Origin of the sequence: Shinella agrisoli (genome assembly GCF_046557955.1) — a bacterium.
In the GTDB taxonomy this organism is placed as follows: domain Bacteria; phylum Pseudomonadota; class Alphaproteobacteria; order Rhizobiales; family Rhizobiaceae; genus Shinella.
Map to the genome: position 1 here is coordinate 86,823 of NZ_JBJIEP010000017.1, position 25,052 is coordinate 111,874.

The 25,052-nt window shown below is 65.2% G+C and carries 21 protein-coding genes, 1 tRNA gene and 2 riboswitches; of the genes, 12 read left to right on the plus strand and 10 right to left on the minus strand.

All coding sequences use genetic code 11. The features are described 5' to 3' along the window. Nucleotides 1-65 precede the first annotated feature (65 nt). From metE to ACIIOY_RS18325, 8 genes are all read left to right on the plus strand, one after another. A complete protein-coding gene (metE, locus tag ACIIOY_RS18290) occupies nt 66-2,426 on the plus strand; it encodes a 5-methyltetrahydropteroyltriglutamate--homocysteine S-methyltransferase (protein ID WP_411036105.1) in 2,361 nt (786 codons plus the stop codon). Next, a complete protein-coding gene (locus ACIIOY_RS18295) occupies nt 2,423-2,566 on the plus strand; it encodes a hypothetical protein (protein WP_411036106.1) in 144 nt (47 codons plus the stop codon). The genes metE and ACIIOY_RS18295 overlap by 4 nt, the downstream gene beginning before the upstream one ends. A 239-nt stretch (nt 2,567-2,805) precedes the next feature. Continuing rightward, nucleotides 2,806-3,023, plus strand: a riboswitch (cobalamin riboswitch). A 251-nt stretch (nt 3,024-3,274) separates the two neighbouring features. Beyond that, nucleotides 3,275-3,496, plus strand: a complete 222-nt coding sequence (gene nrdH / locus ACIIOY_RS18300; RefSeq protein WP_411036107.1) for a glutaredoxin-like protein NrdH — start codon at nt 3,275-3,277, stop codon at nt 3,494-3,496. Nucleotides 3,497-3,505: 9 nt separating this feature from the next. Then, nucleotides 3,506-3,904, plus strand: a complete 399-nt coding sequence (gene nrdI, locus ACIIOY_RS18305; RefSeq protein WP_411036108.1) for a class Ib ribonucleoside-diphosphate reductase assembly flavoprotein NrdI — start codon at nt 3,506-3,508, stop codon at nt 3,902-3,904. Beyond that, nucleotides 3,901-6,048, plus strand: coding sequence for a class 1b ribonucleoside-diphosphate reductase subunit alpha (nrdE, locus tag ACIIOY_RS18310; protein WP_411036109.1), 2,148 nt, complete (start codon nt 3,901-3,903; stop codon nt 6,046-6,048). The genes nrdI and nrdE overlap by 4 nt, the downstream gene beginning before the upstream one ends. Nucleotides 6,049-6,226: 178 nt before the next feature. Further along, complete coding sequence (gene nrdF, locus ACIIOY_RS18315) at nt 6,227-7,201, plus strand: class 1b ribonucleoside-diphosphate reductase subunit beta (protein WP_411036110.1); 975 nt, start codon at nt 6,227-6,229, stop codon at nt 7,199-7,201. 71 nt (nt 7,202-7,272) lie between these two features. Then, nucleotides 7,273-7,474, plus strand: a riboswitch (cobalamin riboswitch). Nucleotides 7,475-7,657: 183 nt separating this feature from the next. Further along, a complete protein-coding gene (gene fdhA / locus ACIIOY_RS18320; protein ID WP_411036111.1) occupies nt 7,658-8,848 on the plus strand; it encodes a formaldehyde dehydrogenase, glutathione-independent in 1,191 nt (396 codons plus the stop codon). A 127-nt stretch (nt 8,849-8,975) separates the two neighbouring features. Continuing rightward, nucleotides 8,976-10,064: a DUF6925 family protein gene (locus ACIIOY_RS18325; protein WP_411036112.1), complete on the plus strand. Its 1,089-nt coding sequence runs from the start codon at nt 8,976-8,978 to the stop codon at nt 10,062-10,064. A 6-nt stretch (nt 10,065-10,070) separates the two neighbouring features. Here ACIIOY_RS18325 and ACIIOY_RS18330 read toward each other — a convergent pair whose 3' ends face one another. The 6 genes from ACIIOY_RS18330 to ACIIOY_RS18355 all read right to left on the minus strand — a co-directional run bounded on the left by ACIIOY_RS18330 (nt 10,071) and on the right by ACIIOY_RS18355 (nt 18,251). After that, nucleotides 10,071-10,697: a histidine phosphatase family protein gene (locus ACIIOY_RS18330; protein ID WP_411036113.1), complete on the minus strand. Its 627-nt coding sequence runs from the start codon at nt 10,695-10,697 to the stop codon at nt 10,071-10,073. Nucleotides 10,698-10,800: 103 nt separating this feature from the next. Then, nucleotides 10,801-14,616 carry a vitamin B12-dependent ribonucleotide reductase gene (locus ACIIOY_RS18335; RefSeq protein WP_411036114.1) on the minus strand — a complete coding sequence of 1,272 codons (3,816 nt, stop codon included), beginning with the start codon at nt 14,614-14,616 and terminating at the stop codon, nt 10,801-10,803. A 625-nt stretch (nt 14,617-15,241) separates the two neighbouring features. Continuing rightward, complete coding sequence (locus ACIIOY_RS18340) at nt 15,242-15,823, minus strand: hypothetical protein (protein ID WP_411036115.1); 582 nt, start codon at nt 15,821-15,823, stop codon at nt 15,242-15,244. 153 nt (nt 15,824-15,976) lie between these two features. Continuing rightward, the gene (gpt, locus tag ACIIOY_RS18345) at nt 15,977-16,474 is read right to left on the minus strand and encodes a xanthine phosphoribosyltransferase (RefSeq protein WP_411036116.1); all 498 of its coding nucleotides are present in this window, start codon (nt 16,472-16,474) and stop codon (nt 15,977-15,979) included. A 113-nt stretch (nt 16,475-16,587) separates the two neighbouring features. Beyond that, nucleotides 16,588-17,430 carry a universal stress protein gene (locus ACIIOY_RS18350; protein WP_411036117.1) on the minus strand — a complete coding sequence of 281 codons (843 nt, stop codon included), beginning with the start codon at nt 17,428-17,430 and terminating at the stop codon, nt 16,588-16,590. Between the two features lie 65 nt (nt 17,431-17,495). Next, nucleotides 17,496-18,251: a competence/damage-inducible protein A gene (locus ACIIOY_RS18355; RefSeq protein ID WP_411036118.1), complete on the minus strand. Its 756-nt coding sequence runs from the start codon at nt 18,249-18,251 to the stop codon at nt 17,496-17,498. 169 nt (nt 18,252-18,420) lie between these two features. Between ACIIOY_RS18355 and wrbA the strand changes: the two genes are divergently transcribed. Then, nucleotides 18,421-19,020: an NAD(P)H:quinone oxidoreductase type IV gene (gene wrbA, locus ACIIOY_RS18360; protein ID WP_411036119.1), complete on the plus strand. Its 600-nt coding sequence runs from the start codon at nt 18,421-18,423 to the stop codon at nt 19,018-19,020. A gap of 167 nt (nt 19,021-19,187) precedes the next feature. After that, nucleotides 19,188-19,273, plus strand: a tRNA-Leu gene (locus ACIIOY_RS18365). Between the two features lie 46 nt (nt 19,274-19,319). Here the strand turns inward: ACIIOY_RS18365 and ACIIOY_RS18370 are convergent. From ACIIOY_RS18370 to ACIIOY_RS18385, 4 genes are all read right to left on the minus strand, one after another. Then, complete coding sequence (locus tag ACIIOY_RS18370) at nt 19,320-20,327, minus strand: inorganic phosphate transporter (protein WP_411036120.1); 1,008 nt, start codon at nt 20,325-20,327, stop codon at nt 19,320-19,322. Beyond that, nucleotides 20,327-20,971, minus strand: a complete 645-nt coding sequence (locus ACIIOY_RS18375) for a DUF47 domain-containing protein (RefSeq protein ID WP_411036121.1) — start codon at nt 20,969-20,971, stop codon at nt 20,327-20,329. Before ACIIOY_RS18375 ends, ACIIOY_RS18370 begins: the two co-directional genes overlap by 1 nt. Nucleotides 20,972-21,095: 124 nt before the next feature. Then, the gene (locus ACIIOY_RS18380; RefSeq protein WP_411036122.1) at nt 21,096-21,674 is read right to left on the minus strand and encodes a hypothetical protein; all 579 of its coding nucleotides are present in this window, start codon (nt 21,672-21,674) and stop codon (nt 21,096-21,098) included. Between the two features lie 69 nt (nt 21,675-21,743). After that, the gene (locus tag ACIIOY_RS18385; RefSeq protein ID WP_411036123.1) at nt 21,744-23,198 is read right to left on the minus strand and encodes a TrkH family potassium uptake protein; all 1,455 of its coding nucleotides are present in this window, start codon (nt 23,196-23,198) and stop codon (nt 21,744-21,746) included. Nucleotides 23,199-23,331: 133 nt separating this feature from the next. Here ACIIOY_RS18385 and ilvA point away from each other — a divergent pair, with 133 nt between their 5' ends. Together ilvA and ACIIOY_RS18395 are read left to right on the plus strand one after the other, a co-directional pair. Beyond that, entirely contained in the window at nt 23,332-24,579 is a 1,248-nt protein-coding gene (ilvA, locus tag ACIIOY_RS18390; RefSeq protein WP_411036124.1) for a threonine ammonia-lyase, read from the plus strand. Nucleotides 24,580-24,639: 60 nt separating this feature from the next. Then, nucleotides 24,640-24,954 (plus strand): HlyU family transcriptional regulator, encoded by a 315-nt coding sequence (locus tag ACIIOY_RS18395; protein WP_411036125.1) that lies wholly within the window; start codon nt 24,640-24,642, stop codon nt 24,952-24,954. Nucleotides 24,955-25,052 lie beyond the last annotated feature (98 nt).

Genomic DNA, 25,052 nt, shown 5'->3' on the forward strand with positions numbered 1-25,052 from the left:
CCGATAGCGGCGGCATTCGCACGCGTCCGCTTACCCATGCCCCCACGAACCAATGGGGTATGACAATGTCACATCAAACTCTGCCGGTCGCCTCCCTCGGCTTCCCGCGCATCGGTCGCCACCGCGAGCTCAAGTTCGCCCTCGAAGGCTACTGGTCCGGAAAGGTCACGGAAGACGACCTCCTCGAAACGGCGAAAAGGCTGCGCGCCGAAAACTGGGCGCTCCAGCGCGACCTGGGGATCACGCGGATTCCCTCCAGCGACTTCTCCTTCTACGATCACGTGCTCGATACGGCCGTGATGGTCGGCGCCATCCCCGCCGTCTACGGCTGGAACGGCGGGAACGTGCCGCTGTCCCTCTATTTCGCCATGGCCCGCGGCAGCCAGGGCGATGGGCATGCCGATTGCGGCCATGCGCATCACGGCCACGGCGTCCCGGCGCTCGAAATGACGAAATGGTTCGACACGAACTATCACTACATGGTTCCGGAAGTCTCCGAGGACCAGGCCTTCAGGCTCACCTCGCACAAGCCGGTCGATCACTTCCTGGAAGCCAAGGCGCTCGGCATCCATACACGTCCGGTCGTGCTCGGCCCGGTCACCTTCCTCAAGCTCGCCAAGGCCCGTCCCGCCACGTTCAAGCCGCTCGACCTGCTGGCGAAGCTGCTTCCGGTCTACGAAGAGCTGTTCGGCAGGCTGGGCGCCGCCGGCGCGGACTGGGTGCAGGTCGACGAACCGGTCCTCGCCCTGGATCTGACGGAGGGTGAGCGCCACGCCTTCAAGATGGCCTATGAGCGCCTTGCCGCCGCCGTTCCGGGCCTGAAGCTGATGCTGACGACCTATTTCGGCGCCCTCGATGACAATCTCGCGGCTGCCGCCGCCCTTCCGGTCGCCGGCCTCCATGTCGACCTCGTGCGCGCGCCGGAACAGCTCGATGCGGTCGCCGCGGCCGTGCGGGCCGGCCAGGTGCTTTCGCTCGGCGTCATCGACGGGCGCAACATCTGGCGCGCCGACCTTGCCGCCATCGTCGACCGGCTGGCGCCCTTGGTTTCCGCGCGTGGAGCCGATGCCGTCGAGGTCGCGGCCTCGTGCTCGCTCCTCCATGTGCCGATCGACCTCGCGCTCGAAACGGCGCTCGACGGCGACCTCAAGGGCTGGCTCGCTTTCGCCACCCAGAAGCTCGGCGAGCTTTCGACCCTCGGCAAGGGGCTTGCGCAGGGGAAGGAGGCCGTGCGGGAGGCGTTGAACGACGCCTCGAAAGCCGTTGCCGCCCGTGCGTCTTCGCCGAAGGTGACCGATCCGCTCGTGCAGGGCCGGATCGCCGGCATCGATGACGGGATGAAGACGCGCGCGAGCCCCTTCGAGCAGCGCCGCACGCTCCAGGCGGATGCGGTCCGGCTGCCGCTGTTCCCGACGACGACGATCGGTTCGTTTCCGCAGACGAGCGAGGTCCGCAAGGCCCGCGCCGCCCATGCAAAGGGCGAATTGAGCTACATGGACTATCAGGCCTTCCTCCGGAGGCAGACCGGCCTCGTCATACGCTGGCAGGAGGAAATCGGCCTCGACGTGCTCGTGCACGGCGAGTTCGAGCGCAACGACATGGTCCAATACTTCGGCGAACAGCTCGCCGGTTTCGCCTTCACCAGGCATGCCTGGGTGCAGAGCTACGGCTCGCGCTATGTGCGCCCGCCCATCATCTTCGGCGACGTCTCGCGGCCCAACCCGATGACGGTCGAATGGTGGAAATATGCCCAGTCCCTGACGCAAAAGCCCGTGAAGGGCATGCTGACCGGGCCCGTGACCATCCTCAACTGGTCCTTCGTCCGAGACGATCTTCCGCGCGAGGCGATATGCCGCCAGATCGCGCTCGCGATCCGGGACGAGGTTCTGGACCTGGAGAAGGCCGGCGCGAAGATGATCCAGATCGACGAGGCGGCGCTGCGCGAGGGCCTGCCGCTCCGCCACAAGGACTGGCAGCACTATCTCGACTGGGCGGTCGAATCCTTCCGCCTTTGCTCCGGCGGCGTGGCGGACCGGACGCAGATCCATACCCATATGTGCTACTCGGAGTTCAACGACATCATCGCGGCCATCGCCGCGATGGACGCCGACGTCATCTCCATCGAGACATCCCGCTCGAAGATGGAACTGCTCGATGCCTTCCGGAACTTCAGGTACCCGAACGAGATCGGCCCCGGTGTCTACGACATCCATTCGCCGCGCGTGCCGGAGGTCGACGAGATGACGGACCTTTTGTCGCTCGCCCGCCTGCGCCTCGAGGACAGGCAGCTTTGGATCAATCCGGACTGCGGCCTCAAGACACGCCGGTGGGAGGAGGTCAGGCCCGCGCTCGCCAACATGGTCGAGGCGGCATGGCGCCTGCGCAAGGCCGGCGGCTCCGCCGAGCCGGCGGCGGCATCGCGATGAGCCCTGAAGGCGAAACCCTTGCGGTGCCGGGAGCGATCCCGGCATCGTCGAGCCGGCTGGGCGATCTCGCCTTTCCCGGCGATACGAACCATCACGGTACGCTCTTCGGCGGTGCGGGGCTTGCGCTGTGCCCTTCGTGACCACATCCTGCGACCGCGTCGGCTTCCAGGCTCCGGCCTGCATGGGCGAACTGGTCGAGGTTGCGGGGCATGTGACGCGAGCTCTGGTCGGAAGACCTGATGAGCGGCGCCCGCACATGCACCGCAAACGGCCGCTTCGGCATGGTCGCCGTCGATGGCCGGGATTGCCCCGTTTCCATCCATCACAACGAAACCGTTGATAACGCATCATAGCCATTGACGCATTTTTTACCTCGTCTACTATATCTTGTGTTCGAGGTTCCTTCGATTCGAGAGGATCGAAGGCTAAGACGGGAATCCGGTGCGGCCATGACGGCCGCGCAAGTCCGGAGCTGCCCCCGCAACTGTAAGCGGCGAGCATTCGTTCGACAAAGCCACTGGGGCGCAAATGCCTTGGGAAGGCGGACGGATGCGGCGACCCGCAAGCCAGGAGACCTGCCTCGCGCATGAACGTCCACGGGCGGGGTGTCCGGCAGGCGAGCGACGGGTTGCGGAATGACGCCGCCCCGCCGTTTCCCCGAATGTCCCGCATAATCGCTTCGGGGTGAAGTCATGTCGATCCTGTTACCAGCCTACCCGCGCGAGTAAGCGGCGCCCCGCGTCCGGCCGTCCGTGGACGGTCGCTCATGTCCATCTCCAGCCCATCGAACGGCCGTCGGCGGATGTCCGAACGATCCCTCATGCCTGATTGAAAATACGAGGAAAGCCATGTCCATCACCGTCTACAGCAAGCCCGCCTGCGTCCAGTGCACCGCGACCACTCGCGCGCTCGACCGCCAGGGCATCGACTACCGGGTCGTCGACATCTCCGAGGATGCGAATGCCTTCGCGCTCGTCCAGGGCCTCGGCTACCGGCAGGTGCCGGTCGTCGTCGCCGGCGAGCGGCACTGGGCTGGGTTCCGTCCGGACATGATCAGCGCGCTCGCCTGAGCCGGCACGATGGCCGGGCTCGTCTATTTCTCCAGCCGGTCGGAGAACACCCGCCGCTTCGTTGAGAGGCTCGGGATGGAAGCCCTGCGCCTGCCGGTCGATGCGAGCGGGGAGCCGCCCGAGGTCCGGCAGCCCTTCGTGCTGGTTTCGCCGACCTATGGCGGGGGCGGCGAGAAGGGGGCGGTGCCGAAGCCGGTCATCCGCTTCCTCAACAATCCGAACAATCGCAGCCTCATCCGCGGCGTGATCGCGGCCGGCAACACCAATTTCGGCACCGGATACGCCGTCGCGGGAAACATCATCTCGGCGAAGTGCGCGGTGCCCTACCTCTACCGTTTCGAGCTGCTCGGGACGGATGAGGACGTCGACAACGTCAGACAGGGACTGGAACGGTTTTGGACACGATGACGATAGACAAGCCGGCGAAGGCGCCGGAAATCACGGCGCTGGACTACCACGCGCTCAACGCCATGCTGAACCTTTACGACGAGAACGGAAAGATCCAGCTCGACAAGGACCGGCAGGCGGCCAAGCAGTATTTCCTCCAGCACGTCAACCAGAACACCGTCTTCTTCCATAACCTCAGGGAAAAGCTCGATTACCTGGTGACCGAGGGCTATTACGAGCAAGAGGTGCTGGACCAGTATTCCTTCAATTTCGTGCGCGATCTCTTCGATCACGCCTATGCGAAGAAGTTCCGCTTCCCGACCTTCCTCGGCGCCTTCAAGTATTACACCTCCTACACGCTGAAGACCTTCGACGGGAAGCGCTACCTGGAGCGTTACGAAGACCGCGTCTGCATGGTGGCGCTGACGCTGGCGCGCGGCAACGAGGCGTTCGCCCGCGACCTCGTCGACGAGATCATCTCCGGCCGGTTCCAGCCGGCGACCCCCACCTTCCTCAACGCCGGCAAGAAGCAGCGCGGCGAGCTCGTCTCCTGCTTCCTGCTGCGCGTCGAGGACAACATGGAGAGCATCGGCCGCGCGATCAACTCGGCCCTCCAGCTTTCCAAGCGCGGCGGGGGCGTCGCGCTCTGCCTCACCAACCTTCGCGAGATGGGCGCGCCGATCAAGCAGATCGAGAACCAGTCTTCCGGCGTTATCCCGGTGATGAAGCTGCTGGAGGACTCGTTCTCCTACGCCAACCAGCTCGGCGCGCGGCAGGGGGCGGGGGCCGTCTATCTCCACGCCCACCACCCGGACATCATGCGCTTCCTCGACACCAAGCGGGAGAACGCCGACGAGAAGATCCGCATCAAGACGCTCTCGCTCGGCGTCGTCATCCCGGACATCACCTTCGAGCTGGCGAAGAACAACGAGGACATGTACCTCTTCTCCCCGCACGACGTGGAACGCGTCTACGGCGTGCCCTTCACCGAGATCTCGGTGACGGAGAAGTACCGCGAGATGGTCGAGGACGCCCGCATCCGCAAGAAGAAGATCAGGGCGCGCGAGTTCTTCCAGGTCATCGCCGAGATCCAGTTCGAGTCGGGCTATCCCTACATCATGTTCGAGGACACGGTGAACCGCGAGAACCCGATCGCCGGCCGCATCACCATGAGCAATCTCTGCTCGGAGATCCTCCAGGTGAGCGAGGCGAGCGAATTCAACGACGACCTCTCCTATGCGAAGATGGGCAAGGACATCTCCTGCAACCTCGGTTCGCTCAACATCGCCGCCGCGATGGACAGCCCCGATTTCGGCCACACGATCGAGACGTCGATCCGCGCGCTGACCGCCGTTTCCGAGATGAGCCGCATCTCCTCGGTCCCCTCGGTCGAGAAAGGCAACGACGACAGCCACGCGATCGGCCTCGGCCAGATGAACCTGCACGGCTATCTCGCCCGCGAGCGCATCTTCTACGGCTCTGAGGAAGGCATCGACTTCACCAATATCTACTTCTATACGGTGACCTATCACGCCGTCCGCGCCTCCAACCGGCTGGCGGTCGAGAAGGGCCGGAGTTTCAAGGGCTTCGAGAACTCGAAATACGCTTCCGGGGAATATTTCGACAAATACACCGAAGCCGAATGGCTGCCGGCGACGCAGAGGGTGAGGGCGATCTTCGAGGAGGCCGGGATCCATATCCCGACGCGGCAGGACTGGCTGGACCTGAAGGCGGCGGTCATGGAAGGCGGCCTCTACAACCAGAACCTCCAGGCCGTGCCGCCGACCGGCTCGATCTCCTACATCAACCACTCGACCTCCTCGATCCATCCGATCGTCTCGAAGATCGAGATCCGCAAGGAGGGCAAGATCGGCCGCGTCTACTATCCGGCCGCCTATCTTACCAACGACAACCTGGAATATTATCAGGACGCCTACGAGATCGGCCCGGAGAAGATCATCGACACCTATGCGGCGGCGACGCAGCATGTCGACCAGGGGCTCTCGCTGACGCTGTTCTTCCGCGACACGGCGACGACGCGCGACATCAACCGGGCGCAGATCCACGCCTGGAAGAAGGGCATCAAGACCATCTACTACATCCGCCTTCGCCAGATGGCGCTGTCCGGCACGGAAGTGCAGGGCTGCGTGTCGTGCGCGCTTTGAATCGTGGCCTGCGCCTCACCCTAGCCCTCTCCCCCCAGGCGGGGAGAGGGGACGTGCCATGCGAACCGTCCGGAGGAGCGGGACGGTACGGCATATGCCTTCTCCCCGCTTGCGGGGAGAAGGTGGCGGCAGCCGGATGAGGGGCCAGCCAGCCAGGTTAGCAATCAAGGACACCCGAATGAACATGCACGCCAAGCCCGCAAGCCGCATCCGCGCCATCAACTGGAACCGCATCGAGGACGACAAGGATCTCGAGGTCTGGAACCGCCTCACCGGCAATTTCTGGCTGCCGGAAAAGGTGCCGCTTTCCAACGACATCCCGTCCTGGGCGACATTGAAGCCGGAGGAGCAGAAGCTCACCATCCGCGTCTTCACCGGCCTCACGCTGCTGGACACGATCCAGAACGGCGTCGGCGCGGTGACGCTGATGGCGGATTCCGCCACGCCGCACGAGGAGGCGGTGCTCTCCAATATCTCCTTCATGGAGGCGGTCCACGCGCGCTCCTATTCGTCCATCTTCTCGACGCTCTGCCTGACGCCGGACGTGGACGACGCCTACCGCTGGTCGGAGGAGAACGAGTTCCTGCAAAGGAAATCCGCGCTGATCATGGCGCAATATGCCTCGGGCGATGCCTTGAAGAAGAAGGTCGCCTCCGTCTTCCTCGAGAGCTTCCTGTTCTATTCCGGTTTCTACCTGCCCATGTACTGGTCGAGCCGCGCCAAGCTCACCAACACCGCCGACCTCATCCGCCTCATCATCCGCGACGAGGCGGTGCACGGCTACTACATCGGCTACAAGTTCCAGCGCGGCATTGAACGTCTGAGCGCAGAAAAGCAGCAGGATATCAAGGATTTCGCGTTCGATCTTCTGCTGGAGCTTTATGACAACGAGGCCAAGTACACCGAAGAGCTCTATGACGGCGTCGGCCTCACCGAGGACGTCAAGAAATTCCTGCACTACAATGCCAACAAGGCGCTGATGAACCTCGGCTACGAAGCGCTCTTCCCGCCGGAGGCCTGCAAGGTGAACCCCGCCATCCTCTCCGCCCTCTCGCCGAACGCCGACGAGAACCACGACTTCTTCTCCGGCTCCGGCTCCTCCTACGTCATCGGCAAGGCCGTGGCGACGCAGGACGAGGACTGGGACTTCTGAGGCAACGCCACCGTGTCGTTGCAGACACCGCCGATGTCGCATTCCCGAAGGTCATTTCGTCCGCCGGATGATTTGCTGGACGTGTTCAAGGTGCCATCCCGACATCGTCGGGCTGGATAATTGGGAAACCGGTGGAAGGCCGGTGCTGCCCCCGCAACGGTAGCGGAACGAAGATCTCGACGAATGCCACTGGCCGATTGGCCGGGAAGGTGTCGAGAGCGTCCGGAAGGACGGTTCCGAAGCCCGGAAACCAGCCTTGAGACACAGACTCGGCCGATTGCGGTGGGCGATCGAGAGGCGGACGGCGTTCCCGCGGGGCTGCTCCGTTCATTCCTCGGTTTCCATCCTTCGTCGAGAGACGTTCCGTGCGGCCGCACCGCGGTTTCGCGTGCGCTTTGACATGATCCGGCCTGCGGAGGAGCGGGCCGGAAGGCTTCAACCAAGGAGGAGACGGATATGAGCAGGAACAGAGGCGTCGTCTATATGCGGCCCGGCAAGGTGGAGGTCCGCGACATCGACGACCCGAAGCTGGAGGCACCCGATGGCCGCCGCATCGAGCACGGGGTGATCCTCAAGGTGATTTCCACGAACATCTGCGGCTCCGACCAGCACATGGTGCGCGGCCGCACGACCGCGATGCCGGGCCTCGTTCTCGGGCACGAGATCACCGGCGAGATCATCGAGAAGGGCATCGATGTGGAGATGTTGGAGATCGGCGACATCGTCTCGGTGCCGTTCAACGTCGCCTGCGGGCGCTGCCGCTGCTGCAAGTCGCAGGATACCGGCGTCTGCCTCACCGTGAATCCCTCGCGCGCCGGCGGTGCCTACGGCTATGTCGACATGGGCGGCTGGATCGGCGGGCAGGCGCGCTACGTCACGGTGCCCTACGCCGATTTCAACCTCCTGAAATTCCCCGACCGCGACAAGGCGATGGCCAGGATCCGCGACCTCACCATGCTGTCCGACATCCTGCCGACGGGCTTCCACGGCGCGGTTCGCGCGGGCGTCGGCGTCGGCTCGACGGTCTATGTGGCCGGTGCCGGCCCGGTCGGCCTTGCGGCGGCCGCCTCGGCGCGCATTCTCGGCGCGGCGGTCGTGATGATCGGCGATTTCAACAAGGACCGCCTTGCCCATGCCGCCAGGGTCGGCTTCGAGCCCATCGACCTGTCCAGGAGCGACCGGCTCGGCGACATGATCGCCGAGGTCGTCGGCACGAACGAGGTGGACAGCGCCATCGACGCCGTCGGTTTCGAGGCCCGCGGCCATGCCGGCGGGGAGCAGCCGGCCATCGTGCTCAACCAGATGATGGAGATCACCCGCCCCGCCGGCGCGATCGGCATTCCCGGCCTCTACGTCACCGAGGATCCGGGCGCCGTCGACGACGCGGCCAAGCACGGCAGCCTGTCGCTGCGCTTCGGCCTCGGTTGGGCGAAGGCGCAGTCCTTCCACACCGGCCAGACGCCGGTTTTGAAGTACAACCGGCAGCTCATGCAGGCCATCCTGCACGACCGCCTGCCGATCGCCGACATCGTCAATGCGAAGATCATCCCGCTCGACGATGCCGTTCAGGGCTACGAGAGCTTCGACCAGGGCGCGGCGACCAAGTTCGTGCTCGACCCGCACGGGGACCTCTTGAAGGCCGCCTGACGACGACGGGACGCGCCGGCCGGATTTTCGAACGGCCGGCGCATCCGCACCCGATGGAATGCGCGCCGGCGTCCGGGGAGGCGAGGGGCCTGCCGTGCAGCGGTTCATGCATGAAGGACGAACGAACATGACTGATTTCCGGGACGTCTTGATCGACCACCTCGTAGACGAGAGGGCGGGCTGGAGCATGGGCTGCTTCGGCGCCGTTGCCGAGTTCCACCAGGACAGGGGCGAATATCTGGAAGCCGACGCACCGACGATGTTCGTGCGGGCGACCTCCCGGGGCGCCATCCGGCTGAACGCCGAAGCCGTCGGGCAGATCGTCCCGGTCGCCTACGAGACGCTCGGCGCGGACCCGCACCGATGGAGCCATGGCGTGGCGCTCTGCCTGCCGCAGAAGGATTCGGCGATGAACGGCCGGAAGGTCCTGACCGAGCTCGGGCGGGACGAGGAGGCGGTGCGTTCCGCGGACAGGGCGGCGATCCTCTTCGATCTCGGCCTCGGCCTCCCGCAATGCGACTTCTGCATCCGCACCGCGGATCCGGACCTGCTTTCGCTGCTGCGCGCCAATGCCGGGCGCAGCCTGTTCGAGCCCGGCAATCCTTCGAGCGCCGCCGTGCTGAAGGCGCATCCCCACCGGGTCGCGCTGACGCGGATCGGCCGCATCGAGGTCTTCCAGAAGATCGGCGGGCCGGATACCGGCGGAGCTTCGCCGCCTGGACCGCATACGCACCTGCTGCCCCATCTGCTCAAGTCGCGCCGCACGCATTCGGCCGATACGCCGATCCCGAAATATCACCTGCCGCTCGGCTATCTTCATCCCGCCAATCCCGTCACGGACGGCCTGGGCCGGGACAGGGCGTTCGACATAGACGATCACGCCCGGTTCCAGGCGCTGTTCGAGCGGTTTGCCCGCCCGGACCTGCCGATCCTGCGCAAGGCGGTGCTGGACGGGCTTGCCAGGAGGGCGGAGCCCGGGCAGTTCCCGCTTCAGTCCGACCGCTTCAGCCGCGCCACGGTGCGCATCACGCTGCGCCAGCAATACAGGCTCGCCGAGCGGTTCGGGGGCGGTTCCTATCTCGAGCTGGTGTCGAGATGGCGCAATGTCCTCGACGGGGCGGCGGATATGGCCGCGACGGATGAGGAGGCGCCCGCTCGCACCGGCCCCGGGGCGAATGACGTGCATTCTTCCCCGCCGCTTGCCGCGGCCGGCTGATCGCCGCTAGAGACCGGAAACGGCCGGCAGGTCCGATCCGAAGCCGCGCAGGGCCCAGCGCCTGCCGTCGCTGGTCAGCAGCAGCATTCCGAGCGGCTCGACATCGATACGCCAGAGCGAGGCGAGCGGCGCCCCGAGGACGTGTGCGAGAAGAAGCTTCAGGATGATGCCGTGCGTGACGGCCAGCGTGCTCCCGCCTTTCGCATGGAGCGTCGTGAGCCAGGAAGCCGCCCGCTCGCATGCCGCGTCGAAGGATTCGCCCCCATGCGGCGCCGCGGCCGGATCGGACATCCAGCGCTCGAACGCCTGGGGAGATCCGGCGGCGACATCGGCGATCGCCCGCTCGTTCCATTGCCCGTAATCGACATCCCTCAACGGAGGGCAGGGGATCGGCCTCGACGAAAAGAGCGCGGCCGTTTCGGCCGCGCTCTTTTCGGGCGCATGCAAAACCTCGTCGAACGCGCGAAGGTGCTGCGCGAGCTTCCGCGCCCGCTCGGTTTCCTTCGCAAGCAGGCGCTCGTCGGAGAAAAAACGCGGCTGCCGGCTGGATACGGTCGCGCCGCGGCACAGGATTGTGAGGCGTGTGGCTCTGCCCTGGGACGGTCCCGTCCCTTCTCCTCCGGCGCTCGCCATTGATCTGTGCTCCACGCAGGAAACGAACAGGAAGGACGGCTGCGAACCCCAACGGGTCCCGCGACATGCGTGCGGGACCCGTTGAGGAACCGGACGGTTTCCGTCAGCTGCAGCCGCTTGTGGCGCCGCAGGTGTCGCACTTCTCGCAGGTGCCGTTGCGCACCATGGTGAAGTTCTGGCACTCGGAGCACATGTTGCCCGTGTAGCCCTGGGCGATCGAGCGCATGCGGCGTTCGTTCTCCACCTTCTTGGCGTCGGCCTTGGCGCTGGCGGCTTCGGCGGCGGCCTTGTCGGAGAAGAGCGCGGTCACGCCTTCCGCTACTTCCTCGCCGATCTCCTCCGCGATTTCCTCGGCAAGTTCGGCGGCGCGCTCCTCGTAGTCGCGCTTGAAAGCGACGATTTCGGAGGTGGCGACGGCGGTCGCCGGCTCCAGCTTGCGGGCGGCGCTGCCGGCAAAGGCGGTGACGTTGCCGCCGGACGAGGCCTTGGCGGGCGCGGCGGTGGCGGCGCCCTTCGGCTCGGCGAGCGGACGCTCGTTCTGCCCGCCCTGGATGAGCGTCGGCTTGTGGCCGCGCGTCCAGCCGGTCGAGATCAGGTTCGTCTTGCCTTCCTGGATGCCCTTGCCGAGCGCCGTGTTGCCGAAGTCGGACGTATCGACATGGGCAAGGTCGTGGCGGCCGAGATAGGAGACGGCGAGCTCGCGGAAGACGTAGTCGAGGATCGACGTCGCGTTCTTGATCGCGTCGTTGCCGACGACGATGCCGGCCGGCTCGAACTTGGTGAAGGTGAAGGCCTCCACATATTCTTCCAGCGGCACGCCGTACTGGAGGCCGAGCGAGATGGCGATGGCGAAGTTGTTCATCATCGCGCGGAAGGCGGCGCCTTCCTTGTGCATGTCGATGAAGATCTCGCCGAGGCGGCCGTCGCCGAACTCGCCGGTGCGCAGGTACACCTTGTGCCCGCCGATGACGGCCTTCTGGGTGTAGCCCTGGCGGCGGTTCGGCAGCTTCTCACGCTCGCGCACCAGCCGCTCGACGATCCTCTCCACGATCTTTTCCGTGACCTGCACGGCCTGGGCGGCGGCCGGGGCCGCTGCCAGCGCCTCGACGGCATCGTCCTCGTCGTCCGCGTCCTCGATCAGCGAGGCGTTGAGCGGCTGGGAGAGCTTGGAGCCGTCGCGGTAGAGGGCGTTGGCCTTCAGCGCGAGCTTCCAGGAGAGCATGTAGGCGTTCTTGCAGTCCTCGACGGTCGCCTCGTTCGGCATGTTGATCGTCTTGGAGATGGCGCCCGAGATGAACGGCTGGGCGGCCGCCATCATGCGGATGTGGCTTTCGACCGAGAGGTAGCGCTTGCCGATCTTGCCGCACGGGTTGGCGCAGTCGAAGACGGGCAGGTGCTCGGCCTTGAGGAAGGGCGCGCCTTCCAGCGTCATCGCGCCGCAGACATGGATGTTGGCGGCCTCGATGTCCTTCTTCGTAAAGCCGATATGCTCCAGGAGGTTGAAGGACATGTCGGACAGCTGCTCGTCCGAGACCTTCAGCGTCTCCTTCAGGAAGTCGGCGCCGAGTGTCCACTGGTTGAAGGCGAACTTGATGTCGAAGGCGGATTTCAGGCCGGCATTGACGGCCTCGATCTTCTCGTCGGTGAAGCCCTTGGCCTTCAGCGTCGAGGGGTTGATGGCCGGGGCCTGGTTCATGTTGCCGTGGCCGACCGCATAGGCCTCGATCTCGGCGATCTGGCTTTCCGAATAGCCGAGCGTGCGCAGCGCTTCCGGGACGGCGCGGTTGATGATCTTGAAGTAGCCGCCGCCGGCGAGCTTCTTGAACTTGACGAGGGCGAAGTCGGGCTCGATGCCGGTCGTGTCGCAGTCCATGACGAGGCCGATCGTGCCGGTCGGCGCGATGACGGTCGTCTGGGCGTTGCGGTAGCCGTGCTTCTCGCCGAGCGCCACGGCCTTGTCCCAGGCGGCAGTCGCGTGGGCGACGAGCGCCGGGTCGGTGCAGTCGGCATGGACGAGCGCGACCGGGTTGACCGAGAGCGCCTCATAGCCGGCGGTCTCACCGTGAGCCGCGCGGCGGTGGTTGCGCATGACGCGCAGCATGTTCTCGCGGTTCGGCGCAAAGCCCGGGAAGGGGCCGAGCTCGCCGGCCATCTCGGCCGAGGTCGCGTAGGCGATACCGGTCATGATGGCGGTCAGCGCGCCCGCGATGGCGCGGCCTTCGGCCGAATCGTACGGGATGCCGGAGGACATCAGGAGGCCGCCGATATTGGCGTAGCCGAGGCCGAGCGTGCGGTACTCGTAGGAGAGCTCGGCGATCTGGCGCGACGGGAACTGCGCCATCATCACGGAGATTTCGAGCACGATGGTCCACAGACGCACGGCATGCTCGTAGTCGGCGATGTTGATCTTCTTCGTCGCCGCGTCCTTGAACTGGAGGAGGTTCAGCGAGGCGAGGTTGCAGGCCGTGTCGTCGAGGAACATGTATTCCGAGCACGGGTTCGACGCGCGGATGGGGCCAGCGGCCGGGCAGGTGTGCCAGTCGTTCATCGTCGTGTTGAAGTGCAGGCCCGGATCGGCCGACGCCCAGGCGGCGTAGGAGATCGATTCCCAGAGATCCCGCGCCTTCAGCGTCTTCATGACCTTGCCGTCCTTGCGGGCGGTCAGGTGCCATTCCCCGTCATTCTCCACCGCGCGCAGAAAATCGTCCTTCAGCGAGACGGAGTTGTTGGAGTTCTGGCCGGAGACGGTGAGGTAGGCTTCCGAATCCCAATCCGTGTCGTAGGTCTTGAACTCGATGTCCTTGTAGCCCTGCTTGGCGAACTGGATGACGCGCTTGATGTAGTTCTCCGGAACCTGGTCCTTCTTGGCGGCGCGGATCTCGCGCTTGAGGGCCGGGTTTTCATTGGGATCGTAGCACTGGTCGCCATCGGCCGAGCAATTGACGCAGGCCTTCATGATGGCCTTGAGGTGCTTTGCGACGATCTTCGAACCGGTGACGAGGGCCGCCACCTTCTGCTCTTCCTTGACCTTCCAGTTGATATATTCCTCGATGTCCGGATGGTCGATGTCGACCACGACCATCTTGGCGGCGCGGCGCGTCGTGCCGCCCGACTTGATGGCGCCGGCGGCGCGGTCGCCGATCTTCAGGAAGCTCATGAGGCCGGAGGAGCGCCCGCCGCCCGAAAGCTTCTCGCCTTCGCCGCGCAGGTGCGAGAAGTTGGAGCCGGTGCCGGAGCCGTACTTGAAGAGGCGCGCCTCACGCACCCAGAGGTCCATGATGCCGTTCTCGTTGACGAGATCGTCCTCCACGGACTGGATGAAGCAGGCATGCGGCTGGGGATGCTCGTAGGCGGACTTGGACTTCGTGAGCTTGCCGGTGAAGGGGTCGACGTAGAAGTGGCCCTGGCCGGGACCGTCAATGCCGTAGGCCCAATGCAGGCCCGTGTTGAACCATTGCGGCGAGTTCGGCGCGACGCGCTGCGTGGCGAGCATGTAGGCGAGTTCGTCCCTGAAGGCGGCAGCGTCTTCCTCGGAGGCGAAATATTTTCCTTTCCAGCCCCAGTAGGTCCAGGTGCCGGCAAGACGGTCGAACACCTGGCGGGCGTCGGTCTCGGAGCCGTAGCGCTCGTTTTCAGGCAGGGCCTTCAGCGCTTCGGTGTCCGGCACGGAACGCCACAGGAAGGAGGGGACGTCGTTCTCCTCGACCTTCTTGAGGCGCGCGGGAACACCGGCCTTGCGGAAATACTTCTGGGCGAGGATGTCGGCGGCGACCTGGGAGAACTGCGCGGGCACGTCGATGTCTGCCAGCCGGAAGACGATGGAGCCGTCCGGGTTCTTGATCTCGCTTACGGCCTTGCGGAATTCGATCTCCGCATAGGCCGACTGGCCGGGTTTGGTGAAACGACGTTCTATGCGCATTGTCCGTTGTCCTCTGCTGCCGCATCCTGCCATGAAAACAGGGCGCAATTATCCCCGTCCGGCCGCAATGCCCTTGCAGCCAGCCCCGATCTTCCAGTTCGTTTGGGAAACCCGATCGATCTCGGATATCCTGTATCTTGTGTCGAGTTTGGCTGCAAACCCTAAATATAGTATAAACAGTTTGTTTTTGCCAGACCCGTCCGCCGCCTTGGCCCGTCAGGAAACCGGGCGCAAAAGCACCCTTGCGGCGAGCGGATCATCCACCCGGCCACATGCGCATGAAACGCGATTTCGTGATGAGAACCGACCTCGTAACACTACGGTCCAGTCGCCGCCGCAACTTGGTCTTCATTAACCTCATATGCCCGATTCCCGTCAAGGGCTGGTTTGTGAATGAAGTTTGAACCCCATATCTAGTGGCTGTTTGCTGTGGAAAATGGGGACATCGCCCAAGCCCTGAAAAATCAGGAGGTTCGCGCCGAAAGATGAGGCGGCGTGGGATGCGGCTGTGGAAAAGCGAAAAAAATTACAGGTAAAAAGACAGGGTTTTCACAGCCCCCGACTTCCGGGAATAGCCATCCGGATCGACTTGTGATCCGTGGAAAAAGTGATTCCCTTGCCGGCGTCAGAGCGCGTCCATGTTGACGCCGATTGTGATGGCTCCGATCATCGCGCCGGTCCGCGGATCGCGGATCGGAAGGCTTGCCTGCGACTGCATGAGCTGGGTGGATTCGTCCCGTCCCGCCTCCTCGATATGCAGTGCGCCGGCGCCGAAACTCCTCTGCCATTTCGCCTCGTCGCCCTGCCAGTAGTCGGAGGTGATGTCGCTCTGGCCGACATTGAGTCCGCGATTGTCCATGACGAAGATTTCGGTGATCAGCCCCTCGGCGGCGCGCTGCCGGCCTTTGAGGAAGAGGGAAAGGGCGTTGGAGAGCTGCGCCTCGATCATCGGCCGGTCGGCGCTGGAAAGCTCGGCCCGCCAGCGCGCGTCGAGATCGTCGATCTGCGCCTGGCTGAGGCTCGCATGGGCGGCGTTCTGCGCCAGGAGCGCATTGATGATCGCCGGCTCCCCAAGCCAGGGGCGGACATTGGCGTCGATGAATTCCGCGACGGCGGCGGTGCGGATGTCCGGCTGCGCCTCGGCCGGGCCGAAGAGGAGCCAAGCGCCGAAAAGGGCCGCCGCGAATGCCCGTCCTGCCTGCTGCATGGAATGCCGTCCTCCCGCCACCGGCCCCGACCGGTGCATATAAGGCTTATCTTTTGCAGGAATTGCGGAAAGATTAAGCCGGCGGACATGTTCTCCACATCCGCCGGCTTTCGCATGAAGAGCCGCCAATCCGGTGTGTTGCGGCGCGGCCGGTCAGCCGCGCGAGCCCTTGGCGATCGGCTCCTGGTAGGTGAAGCCCATGTCCCAGGGAAAGTAGATCCAGGTGTCCTGGCTGACCTCGGTGATGAAGGTGTCGACCAGGGGCCGGCCCTTCGGCTTGGCGTAGACGGCGGCGAAATGCGCCTTCGGCAGCAGGGAGCGGACTTCCGCGGCGGTCTTGCCGGTATCCGTCAGGTCGTCGACGATGAGGATGCCTTCGCCGCCCTCCTTGGTCAGTTCGGGGGCAATGCCCTTCAGCACATGCATTTCGCCCTGCGAGACATAGTCGTGATAGGAGGCGACGCAGACCGTCTCGATGAGGCGGATGTTGAGCTCGCGCGAGACGATGGCCGCCGGCACGAGGCCGCCGCGGGTGATGCACACGATCGCCCGCCACTCGCGTCCGCCGTCCGCAAGCCGCCAGGCGAGAGCGCGCGCATCGCGATGGAACTGGTCCCAGGATACGGGAAAGGCTTTGTCCGGCAGCGACATGACAGGCTCCTGATAGGCGGAAAAGAAGATTCCCCTCTCTAATGCAGTTTGCCCGCCAAGGAAATCGCCGCCCGGCCGGGCAGCCGGGCGATCCACAGTCCTGTCGGCCGGTCCTAGCGCGACATCAGCGTCGGCACGCGCGCGCCGCGCATCATGGCGCTGGTCACGCCGCCGAAGAGGCGCTGGCGCAGCCGCGAATGGCTGTAGGCGCCCATGACGATGAGGCCGGCATCGATCTCCGTCGCGCGGCGGTTCAGGGTCTCCGCCACCGAATGGCCCTCGGAGGGGCGGGAGGCGACGGTCGTCTTGACGCCGTGCCGCGAAAGGGTCGCCGCAAGCTCGGCCCCGCAGAAATCGCGCGACTGCATGGCGTTTTCCGGCGGATCGACGGTGAAGATCTCGACCTCGCGGGCGGCGATCAGGAAGGGCAGGGCGTCGAAGGCGGCGCGCGCCGCTTCCCGCGAGCCGTTCCAGGCAAGGAGCACGCGTTCGATCGGCTCGGGGCCGGCGGGCGCGTTGGAGACGAGGTAGACGGGGCGCCCGCTCTCGTAGAGCAGGTCCTCGATGTCTTCCCGCGCCGGGCCGTCGAGGTCGGGGTCGAACTGGCCGGCGATCACGATGTCGGCGCCGCGGGCGCTGTCGATGACGCCCGCCGAGGCGTAGCCGGCGGTGCCGGTGAAGAGGCGCCATTCATAGGAAACGTCGTCGCGCTCACAGCGGGACTTGAACGCCTGCTCCACCTCGCGCGACTGGCGCTGGGCGCGCTCCTGCAGGTCGAGCACCGCGTTCGGATCGGGATATTCCATGGGCGCGATCAGCGTGACCACGACCGGGGCTTCCGCATGGATACCGATGACATGGCCGCCGGTCCGGCGCGCCAGCGCAAGCGCATGGTCCGTCACCTTGCCGGCGTCCTCTGTGGCGCTCAGCACTGCCACGATGGTCTTGTAGGTCATCTCTGCCTCCTGTCCTGTTTCGCCTGAAACCTGCGCTGGTCCTGCCGCCAAAACCTTGATCAGGATCAAGAAGCGGCCTTGGCCGCGGCGATTTCGGCGATCATCGCAAGTATATCACGTTCGGCGGCGTCTGCCGGAGCTTCCTCGCGGCTTCGGATGACGATCTCCGTCGAGAAGCGGTTTTCGGAGAAGCGCGGATAGGAGCCGATGCTGGTCTCCGGGTGATTCTTCTGGATTTCGGCGAGCGCGCTGCCGATGTCGCCTTCGCCGAAGGGCGAGGCGACGGAGCGCGAGAGCATCGGCCGGCCGCCTTCAAGCTTCGGCACAACGGCGCTCAGCATGGCGGTGAAGACCTGCGGCACGCCGGCCATGACGTAGACGTTGCCGATGTTGAAGCCCGGTGCCGTGGAGACGGCGTTCTCGATATGGACGGCGCCCTGCGGCATGCGGGCCATGCGCTGGCGGGCCTCGTTGAACTCCACGCCGCGCTTCTCGTACATGGCGCCGAGCAGCTGCATGGCGAGCGGATCGTGAAGGCACGGCACGCCGAAGGCCTTGGAAACCGCGTCCGCCGTGATGTCGTCGTGCGTCGGCCCGATGCCGCCGGAGGTGAAGACATATGTGTAGCGCGCCCGCAGCGCATTCAGCGCCTCGACGATGGCCTCCTCGTCGTCGCCGACGATGCGCACCTCCTTGAGGTCGATGCCGGCGAGGAAAAGCACGTCGGCCAGCTGGCCGATGTTCTTGTCCTTGGTGCGCCCGGAAAGGAGCTCGTCGCCGATGGCGAGCATGGCGGCGGTGGCGATGGGACTGGAACTCATGGGCGCTCTCTGAATTTCGGACAGAAATGCCGACCGGAAACGGCGGCATTGTCAATGGCAGGTGAACAGTCTGTCGACCGTGCGGCTCCGTGTCGCTGCCGCCTCAAAGTGCTACATCCAAGGCGATGCCGCGATCAAGCGGAAAGCCCCTTGAAGACAGGAGACGACGATGGCGAAAGTTCTGGTTCTTTACTATTCGGCCTACGGCCACATCGAGACCATGGCCTATGCCGTGGCGGAAGGCGCGAAGTCGGCCGGTGCCGAGGTGGTTGTGAAGCGCGTGCCGGAGCTGGTGCCGGACGAGGTCGCCAAGGCATCCCACTACAAGGTGGACCAGAAGGCCGAGATCGCCACCGTCGACGAACTCGCCGAGTATGACGCCATCATCGTCGGTGCAGGCACACGCTACGGCACGGTGGCCTCGCAGATGCGCAATTTCTGGGATCAGACGGGCGGCCTCTGGGCGCAGGGCAAGCTCACCGGCAAGGTCGGCTCGGTCTTCACCTCCTCCGCCACCCAGCACGGCGGCCAGGAATCGACCATCCTCGGCTTCATCCCGACGCTCCTCCACCACGGTCTCGTCGTCGTCGGCCTGCCCTACGCCTTCCAGGGGCAGATGGGCCTGGAGGAAATCAAGGGCGGCTCGCCCTACGGCGCCTCCACCATCACCGGCGGCGACGGCTCGCGCCAGCCCTCCGAAATCGAACTCGAAGCCGCCCGCTACCAGGGCGCCCATGTCGCGAAGATCGCGGCCAGGCTTTCGGCCTGACGTTCTCCTGAGACGTCGCCGGAAAAGAGGGTGCGGCCAGCGTCAGGGGCCGCGCCCTTTTTTGCGCGATTTCTTGCACCGCCGCAATGACAGAAATCTGCCGGCCGTCGGTGCGCCGCTGTTTACCGGTTGAGTATGCCGCGCCTCTTTGTTAGCAGGAGAACCGCGCGGACGTGGTGGAATCGGTAGACACAAGGGACTTAAAATCCCTCAGCCTTTGGCTATGCGGGTTCGACCCCCGCCGTCCGCACCAGGATTTTCACCCGGGCCGGGCCGTAAGGACCGGGCCCGGATCGGCCTCAGCCCGTGAACGCGTCGAACACCAGGTAGAAGAAGGCGGAGATTGCCGCCGCCGAGGGCAAGGTGATGATCCACGCCCAGACGATGTTGCCCGCGATGCCCCAGCGCACGGCGGACACGCGGCGGGCGGCCCCGACGCCGATGATGGCGCCGGTGATCGTGTGGGTGGTCGAGACCGGGATGCCGAGCCAGGTGGCGCCGAAGAGGGTGATGGCCCCGCCCGTTTCCGCGCAGAAGCCCTGCATCGGGTTGAGGCGGGTGATCTTCGAGCCCATCGTGTGCACGATGCGCCAGCCGCCCATCAGGGTGCCGAGCGCCATGGCCGCCTGGCAGGTGATGACCACCCAGAACGGCACGTGGAACTCGCTGCCGAGATAGCCCTGCGAAAAGAGCAGCACGGCGATGATGCCCATCGTCTTCTGCGCGTCGTTGCCGCCGTGGCCGAGCGAATAGAGCGAGGCCGAGACGAACTGCATGACGCGGAAAGTGCGGTCGACGGCAAACGGCGTCTGGCGCACGAAGAGCCAGGAGACGGTCAGCACGAGGATCAGCGCCAGGAGGAAGCCGATGGCCGGCGACATGAAGATGGCGCTCGCCGTCTTGATGAGGCCGCTCCAGACCACCGCGTCGAACCCGGTCCTGGCAAGGCCCGCGCCGACGAGGCCGCCGATGAGGGCGTGCGAGGAGCTCGACGGGATGCCGAATATCCAGGTGACGACATTCCAGATGATCGCGCCCATCAGCGCCGCGAAGATGACGAGCGGGCTGACGATGGCGGGATCGATGATGCCCTTGCCGAGCGTTTCGGCGACGTGCAGGCCGAAGAACAGGAAGGCGATGAAGTTGAAGAAGGCGGCCCACATCACCGCATATTGCGGGCGCAGCACGCGCGTCGAGACGATCGTGGCGATCGAGTTCGCCGCGTCGTGCAGGCCGTTCAGGAAGTCGAAGAGCAGAGCGATGCCGACGAGGCCGACGAGCAGCGGAAAGGCGAGGGTGGCGTCCATCAGACGTTCTCGATCACGATACCGCTGATTTCGTTCGCCACGTCCTCGAAGCGGTCGACGACCTTTTCGAGTTCCCCGTAGATTTCGCTGCCGATGATGTAGGCCATCGGGTCGGACTTGCCGAAGGTCTTGAAGAGGTCCTTCAGGCCCTGATCGTGCAATTCGTCCGAGCGGCCCTCGACGCGGGTGATCTCCTCGGCGATGGCGCTGAGGCGGCCGGCATGCACGCCGATCTTGTCGAGCAGCGGAATGGCCTCGGCGATGAGGTGGGCGGCCTTGACGACGGCTCCGCCCATTTCCTGCATGCCCGGCTGGAAGTCCGTCTGCTCGTAGAGGCGGATGGTCTTGACCGTCTTGTGCATCATGTCGATGGCATCGTCCATCGACTGGATCAGATCCTTGATGTCGCCGCGGTCGAAGGGCGTGATGAAGCTGCGGCGGACGGCCAGCAGCACTTCGCGGGTGATGTCGTCGGCCTGGTCTTCGAGCTCGACGATGCGGTCGCAATGCTTTTCCATGTCCGGTCCGCCGGCGAGCAGCGACTGGAGGGCCTCGGCGGCGCCGACGACGGTGCGGGAATGCTGCTCGAAGAGATCGAAGAAACGGTCCTCGCGCGGCATGAGTTTACGAAACAGCGAAAGCATAAATGCCCCTTACGTGGCTGGGGTTGTCATGCGGCTGTCATAATTGAGCGGAAAGGCGCTGGAAAGCGCTGATTCGCGGCTTGTCACAATTCTCTCGCACCGCGGCAAACGGGCAGGAGGCGGATCAGGGCACGATCTTGAACGGCTGCTCGCTGATGGCGACGGCGCCGCTTGCCGTGTCGCGGAAGCGGTAGCGCAGCACGTAGTCGCCGGCGGGCGGGCTGCTCAGGTTGAGGGTCAGCTTGGCGAAGACCTCCTGGTTCCGCACGCTGCCCTTGAAGTCGAAGGAACCGAAGGCCTTCTGCTCGGCGAGCTTGGTGCCCTTGGGGTCGAGCAGCTCGAGGTCGACGGTGAAATGCGATTCCAGGAGCCCGCCGTCGGCCGGGCGCCAGGTGAGGCCCACCGGCTCGACATAGGAGATCAGCGCCTCGCCCGCCTTGAAGTTGGCGTCGGGCCGCGCGGTATACATGCCGTAGCCTTCCGGCGGGGCGGAAACGAACACGGACTTGCCGATCGAGAAAGGCAGCGTGGCGGCGAAGGCGCCGAAGGCATCGCGAATCGTGTTGTGCGCGCCCACCGTGTCGCCGGCGGCCGCCTGTTCCTCGGCTTTCTTCGCCGCATCCGCGAGCGGGCCGGCAAGCGCGAATGCCGGCGCGAACGCGGCGGCAAAGGTCATACGCAACAGGGACTTCGACACGGACATTCAGTCTTCCTCCAGCCGGATGCGGGGCAGGATGCGAAGAAGCGTGACAACAGTCAAGAACGGTCGAAATCAGCTCTTCCAGAAGAGCGGCGTCAGGATCACGAGGACGGTGAGGATTTCCAGACGCCCGAGGAGCATGAGGAACGACAGCAGGCAGAGCGCGGCATCGTGGAAGCCGGCGAAGGTTCCGGCCGGCCCGATCGCCTGGGTGACGCCGGGGCCGACGTTCGAAAGCGAGGTGGCGGCCGCCGAGATCGCCGTCAGCACGTCATAGCCCATCAGGCCGAGGAGGATCGCGCCGATGGCGGAGATCGCCACATAGGTGAGGAAGAACAGGAAGACGCTGCGCTGGAGGTCCGCATCGACCGTCATCGGCCCGTAGCGCACCGCATGGATGCCGTCCGGATAGAGGAGGCGGTAGAGGCCGGTGCGGATGAAGTTGAAGAGGATGATCAGGCGGTAGGCCTTGAGGCCGCCGGCGGTGGAGCCCGAGCAGCCGCCCATGAAGGTGGCGACGAAGGCGAGCGCCACGATGAAATGGCCCCATTGCGTATAGTCGTCGCTGGCAAAGCCCGTGGTCGAGAGGATGGAGGAGACGGTGAAGAAGGAATGCGCCAGCGCCTCGCGGAAATCGACGCCGTTCTCCAGGCGCTGGTAGACGCTGGCGGCGATGGAGAACAGCACGAGATAGCCGAGGAAGACGCGGATCTGCGGATCGCGCCAGGCATCGACGCGCCCGCGCACGACGATGAGGATGAGCACCGAGAAGGGCAGGCTGCTGAGCGTCATGAAGAAGGTTGCGGCCCACAGCAGCGGCAGGCTCTTGAAATAGCCGAAGGAGGCGTCGTGCGTGGAAAGCCCGCCGGTGGCGACCGTCGACATGGCGTGGTTCAGCGCATCGAAGCGGCTCATGCCGAGTGCGGCATAGGTGACCGCGCAGATGAGGGTGATGGCCACATAGATGGCGAGGAAGGCGCGCGTATAGCTCGCGATGCGGGCGAAGGGCTTGTCCGCGGTGTCCGACGATTCGAGCTTGAAGAAGGACATGCCGCCGACGCGCAGGTACGGCATGATGAAGAGGCCGAGCGCGAGGATCCCGATGCCGCCGAGCCAGTGCAGCAGCGAGCGCCACATCAGGATGCCGGGCGGGGCATGGTCGAGGCCGACGATCACCGTGGAGCCCGTCGTGCTGATCGCCGACACCGATTCGAAGAAGGCCTGCGCGAAGGTGAGGTCGAGGGACGACAGCCAGAGCGGGATGGCGCCGATGATGCTGCCGGACAGCCACAGCATGTTGACGACGAGGAAGCCCATGCGCTTGTTGAAGGGCGGCGGGCCGGCCCGCGTCGCGGCGGCCGTGGCGAGCGAAAGGCCTCCGGTAAAGAAGGCGGAAAGGAAGAAGATCTCCGAATCGGGATGGCCGTAATAGACGTCGATGAACGCCGGGACGAGCATCGCCACGGAGAGGTAGATGCCGCTGATGGCGGCGATGTTGATGGCGGACCGGAAAATGGTGGCGTTCAAGGAAGGTCGTCCTGCGTGCCGGCTGGGCTCAAGTCAAGTCTCGAAAGGCCGCGCGGCCGGGACGGGTGGTGTCCGTCGCTGCGATATGCAATAGCCTTTGCATTGACCAAACTCAAGGATGGCATCGAACGGCATGAAACCGGACGTCGACGCAGCTTGCCGGGCTCTGCGCGGGCTCTTTCCCGAAACACCCCTCCAGCTCAACGAACACCTCTCCGCCCGCTACGGCGCGGACATCTACCTCAAGCGCGAGGACCTCTCGCCGGTACGCTCCTACAAGATCCGCGGGGCGTTCAACTTCTTCCGCAAGGTCCTGGCGAGGCCGGACGGCGCGCGCAGCTTCGTCTGCGCCTCGGCCGGCAACCACGCGCAGGGCTTCGCCTTCGTCTGCCGCCATTTCGGCGTGCCGGGCGTGGTCTTCATGCCGGTGACGACGCCGCAGCAGAAGATCGACAAGACGCGCATGTTCGGCGGCGAGTTCGTGACGATCAGGCTCGTCGGCGACTTCTTCGACCAGTGCTACAAGGCCGCCCGCGACCATGCGGAGGCGACCGGCGCGCTGATGGTTCCGCCCTTCGACCACGAGGACATCATCGAGGGGCAGGCGACGGTGGCGGCGGAGATCGTTTCGCAGCTCGGCGGCGGCAGGCTGCCCGACCTCGTCGTGCTGCCGGTCGGCGGCGGCGGGCTCGCCTCGGGCGTGACCGGCTATCTCGAGGGCACGCTCGGCCCGGCAAGCTTCCTGTTCTGCGAGCCGGCGGGCGCGCCGAGCCTCAAGCGCAGCCTGGAGAGCGGCGCGGTGGTGACGCTCGACCAGGTGGACAATTTCGTCGACGGCGCCGCGGTCGGCGAGATCGGCGCGCTCAATTTCGCCGCGCTCGGCCGGTTTTCGGCCGACCAGGTCATGCTGCTTTCGGAAAACGCCATCTGCGTGACGATGGTCGACATGCTGAACGTCGAGGGCGTGGTGCTGGAGCCGGCCGGCGCGCTGTCGCTGACGGCGCTGGAAGCGCTCGGCCGCGAAGGGCTGGAAGGCAGGACGGTCGTCGCCGTCGTTTCCGGCGGCAACTTCGACTTCGAGCGCCTGCCGGACGTCAAGGAGCGGGCGATGCGCCATGCGGGGCTCAAGAAATACTTCATCCTGCGCCTTGCCCAGCGTCCCGGCGCGCTGCGCGATTTCCTCAACCTGCTCGGCCCGGACGACGACATCGCGCGCTTCGAGTACCTGAAGAAGTCCGCCCGCAACTTCGGCTCGATCCTGATCGGCATCGAGACCAAGGCCCCGGAGAACTTCGCCACACTCAAGAAGGCCTTCGACGGGGCGGGCCTGCGCTACCAGGACATCACGGAAAACGAGATTCTCGCAAACCTCATCATCTAGCGACACGAAGCCCGGCGCTCTCCTCTTGGAGGTCGCTGCGGCCTGTGCTAGCAATCGGCCATGGCATCTTTCTTCTCAAAACTCTTCGGTCGCGGCGGCGGCTCGTCCTCTCCGGCAAAGGTCGCGGAGGAAACCGAGGCCTACAACGACCTTCTCCTCGTGGCGGCGCCCATCCAGGAAGGCGGCCAGTACCGCCTTGCCGGGCGCATCGAAAAGCGGGACGGCGAGCGCGTGCTGATCCGCACGTTCATCCGTGCCGACCTCTTCTCCTCGCGCGACGACACGGTCGCCTCGACCTTCCGCAAGGCAAGGCAGATCGCCGACCAGCACGGCGCCTCGCTCTTCGGCGACGGCGTGGAGAGCCGGCAGGTCTGATCGCGCGACGAGGCGAAACCGCTTCGGTTGTGATAAATTCGTAAAATGGCATGAAAGCGCTGGAGAACCGGCGCGATTGCCTGTATCCGCAGAAAACG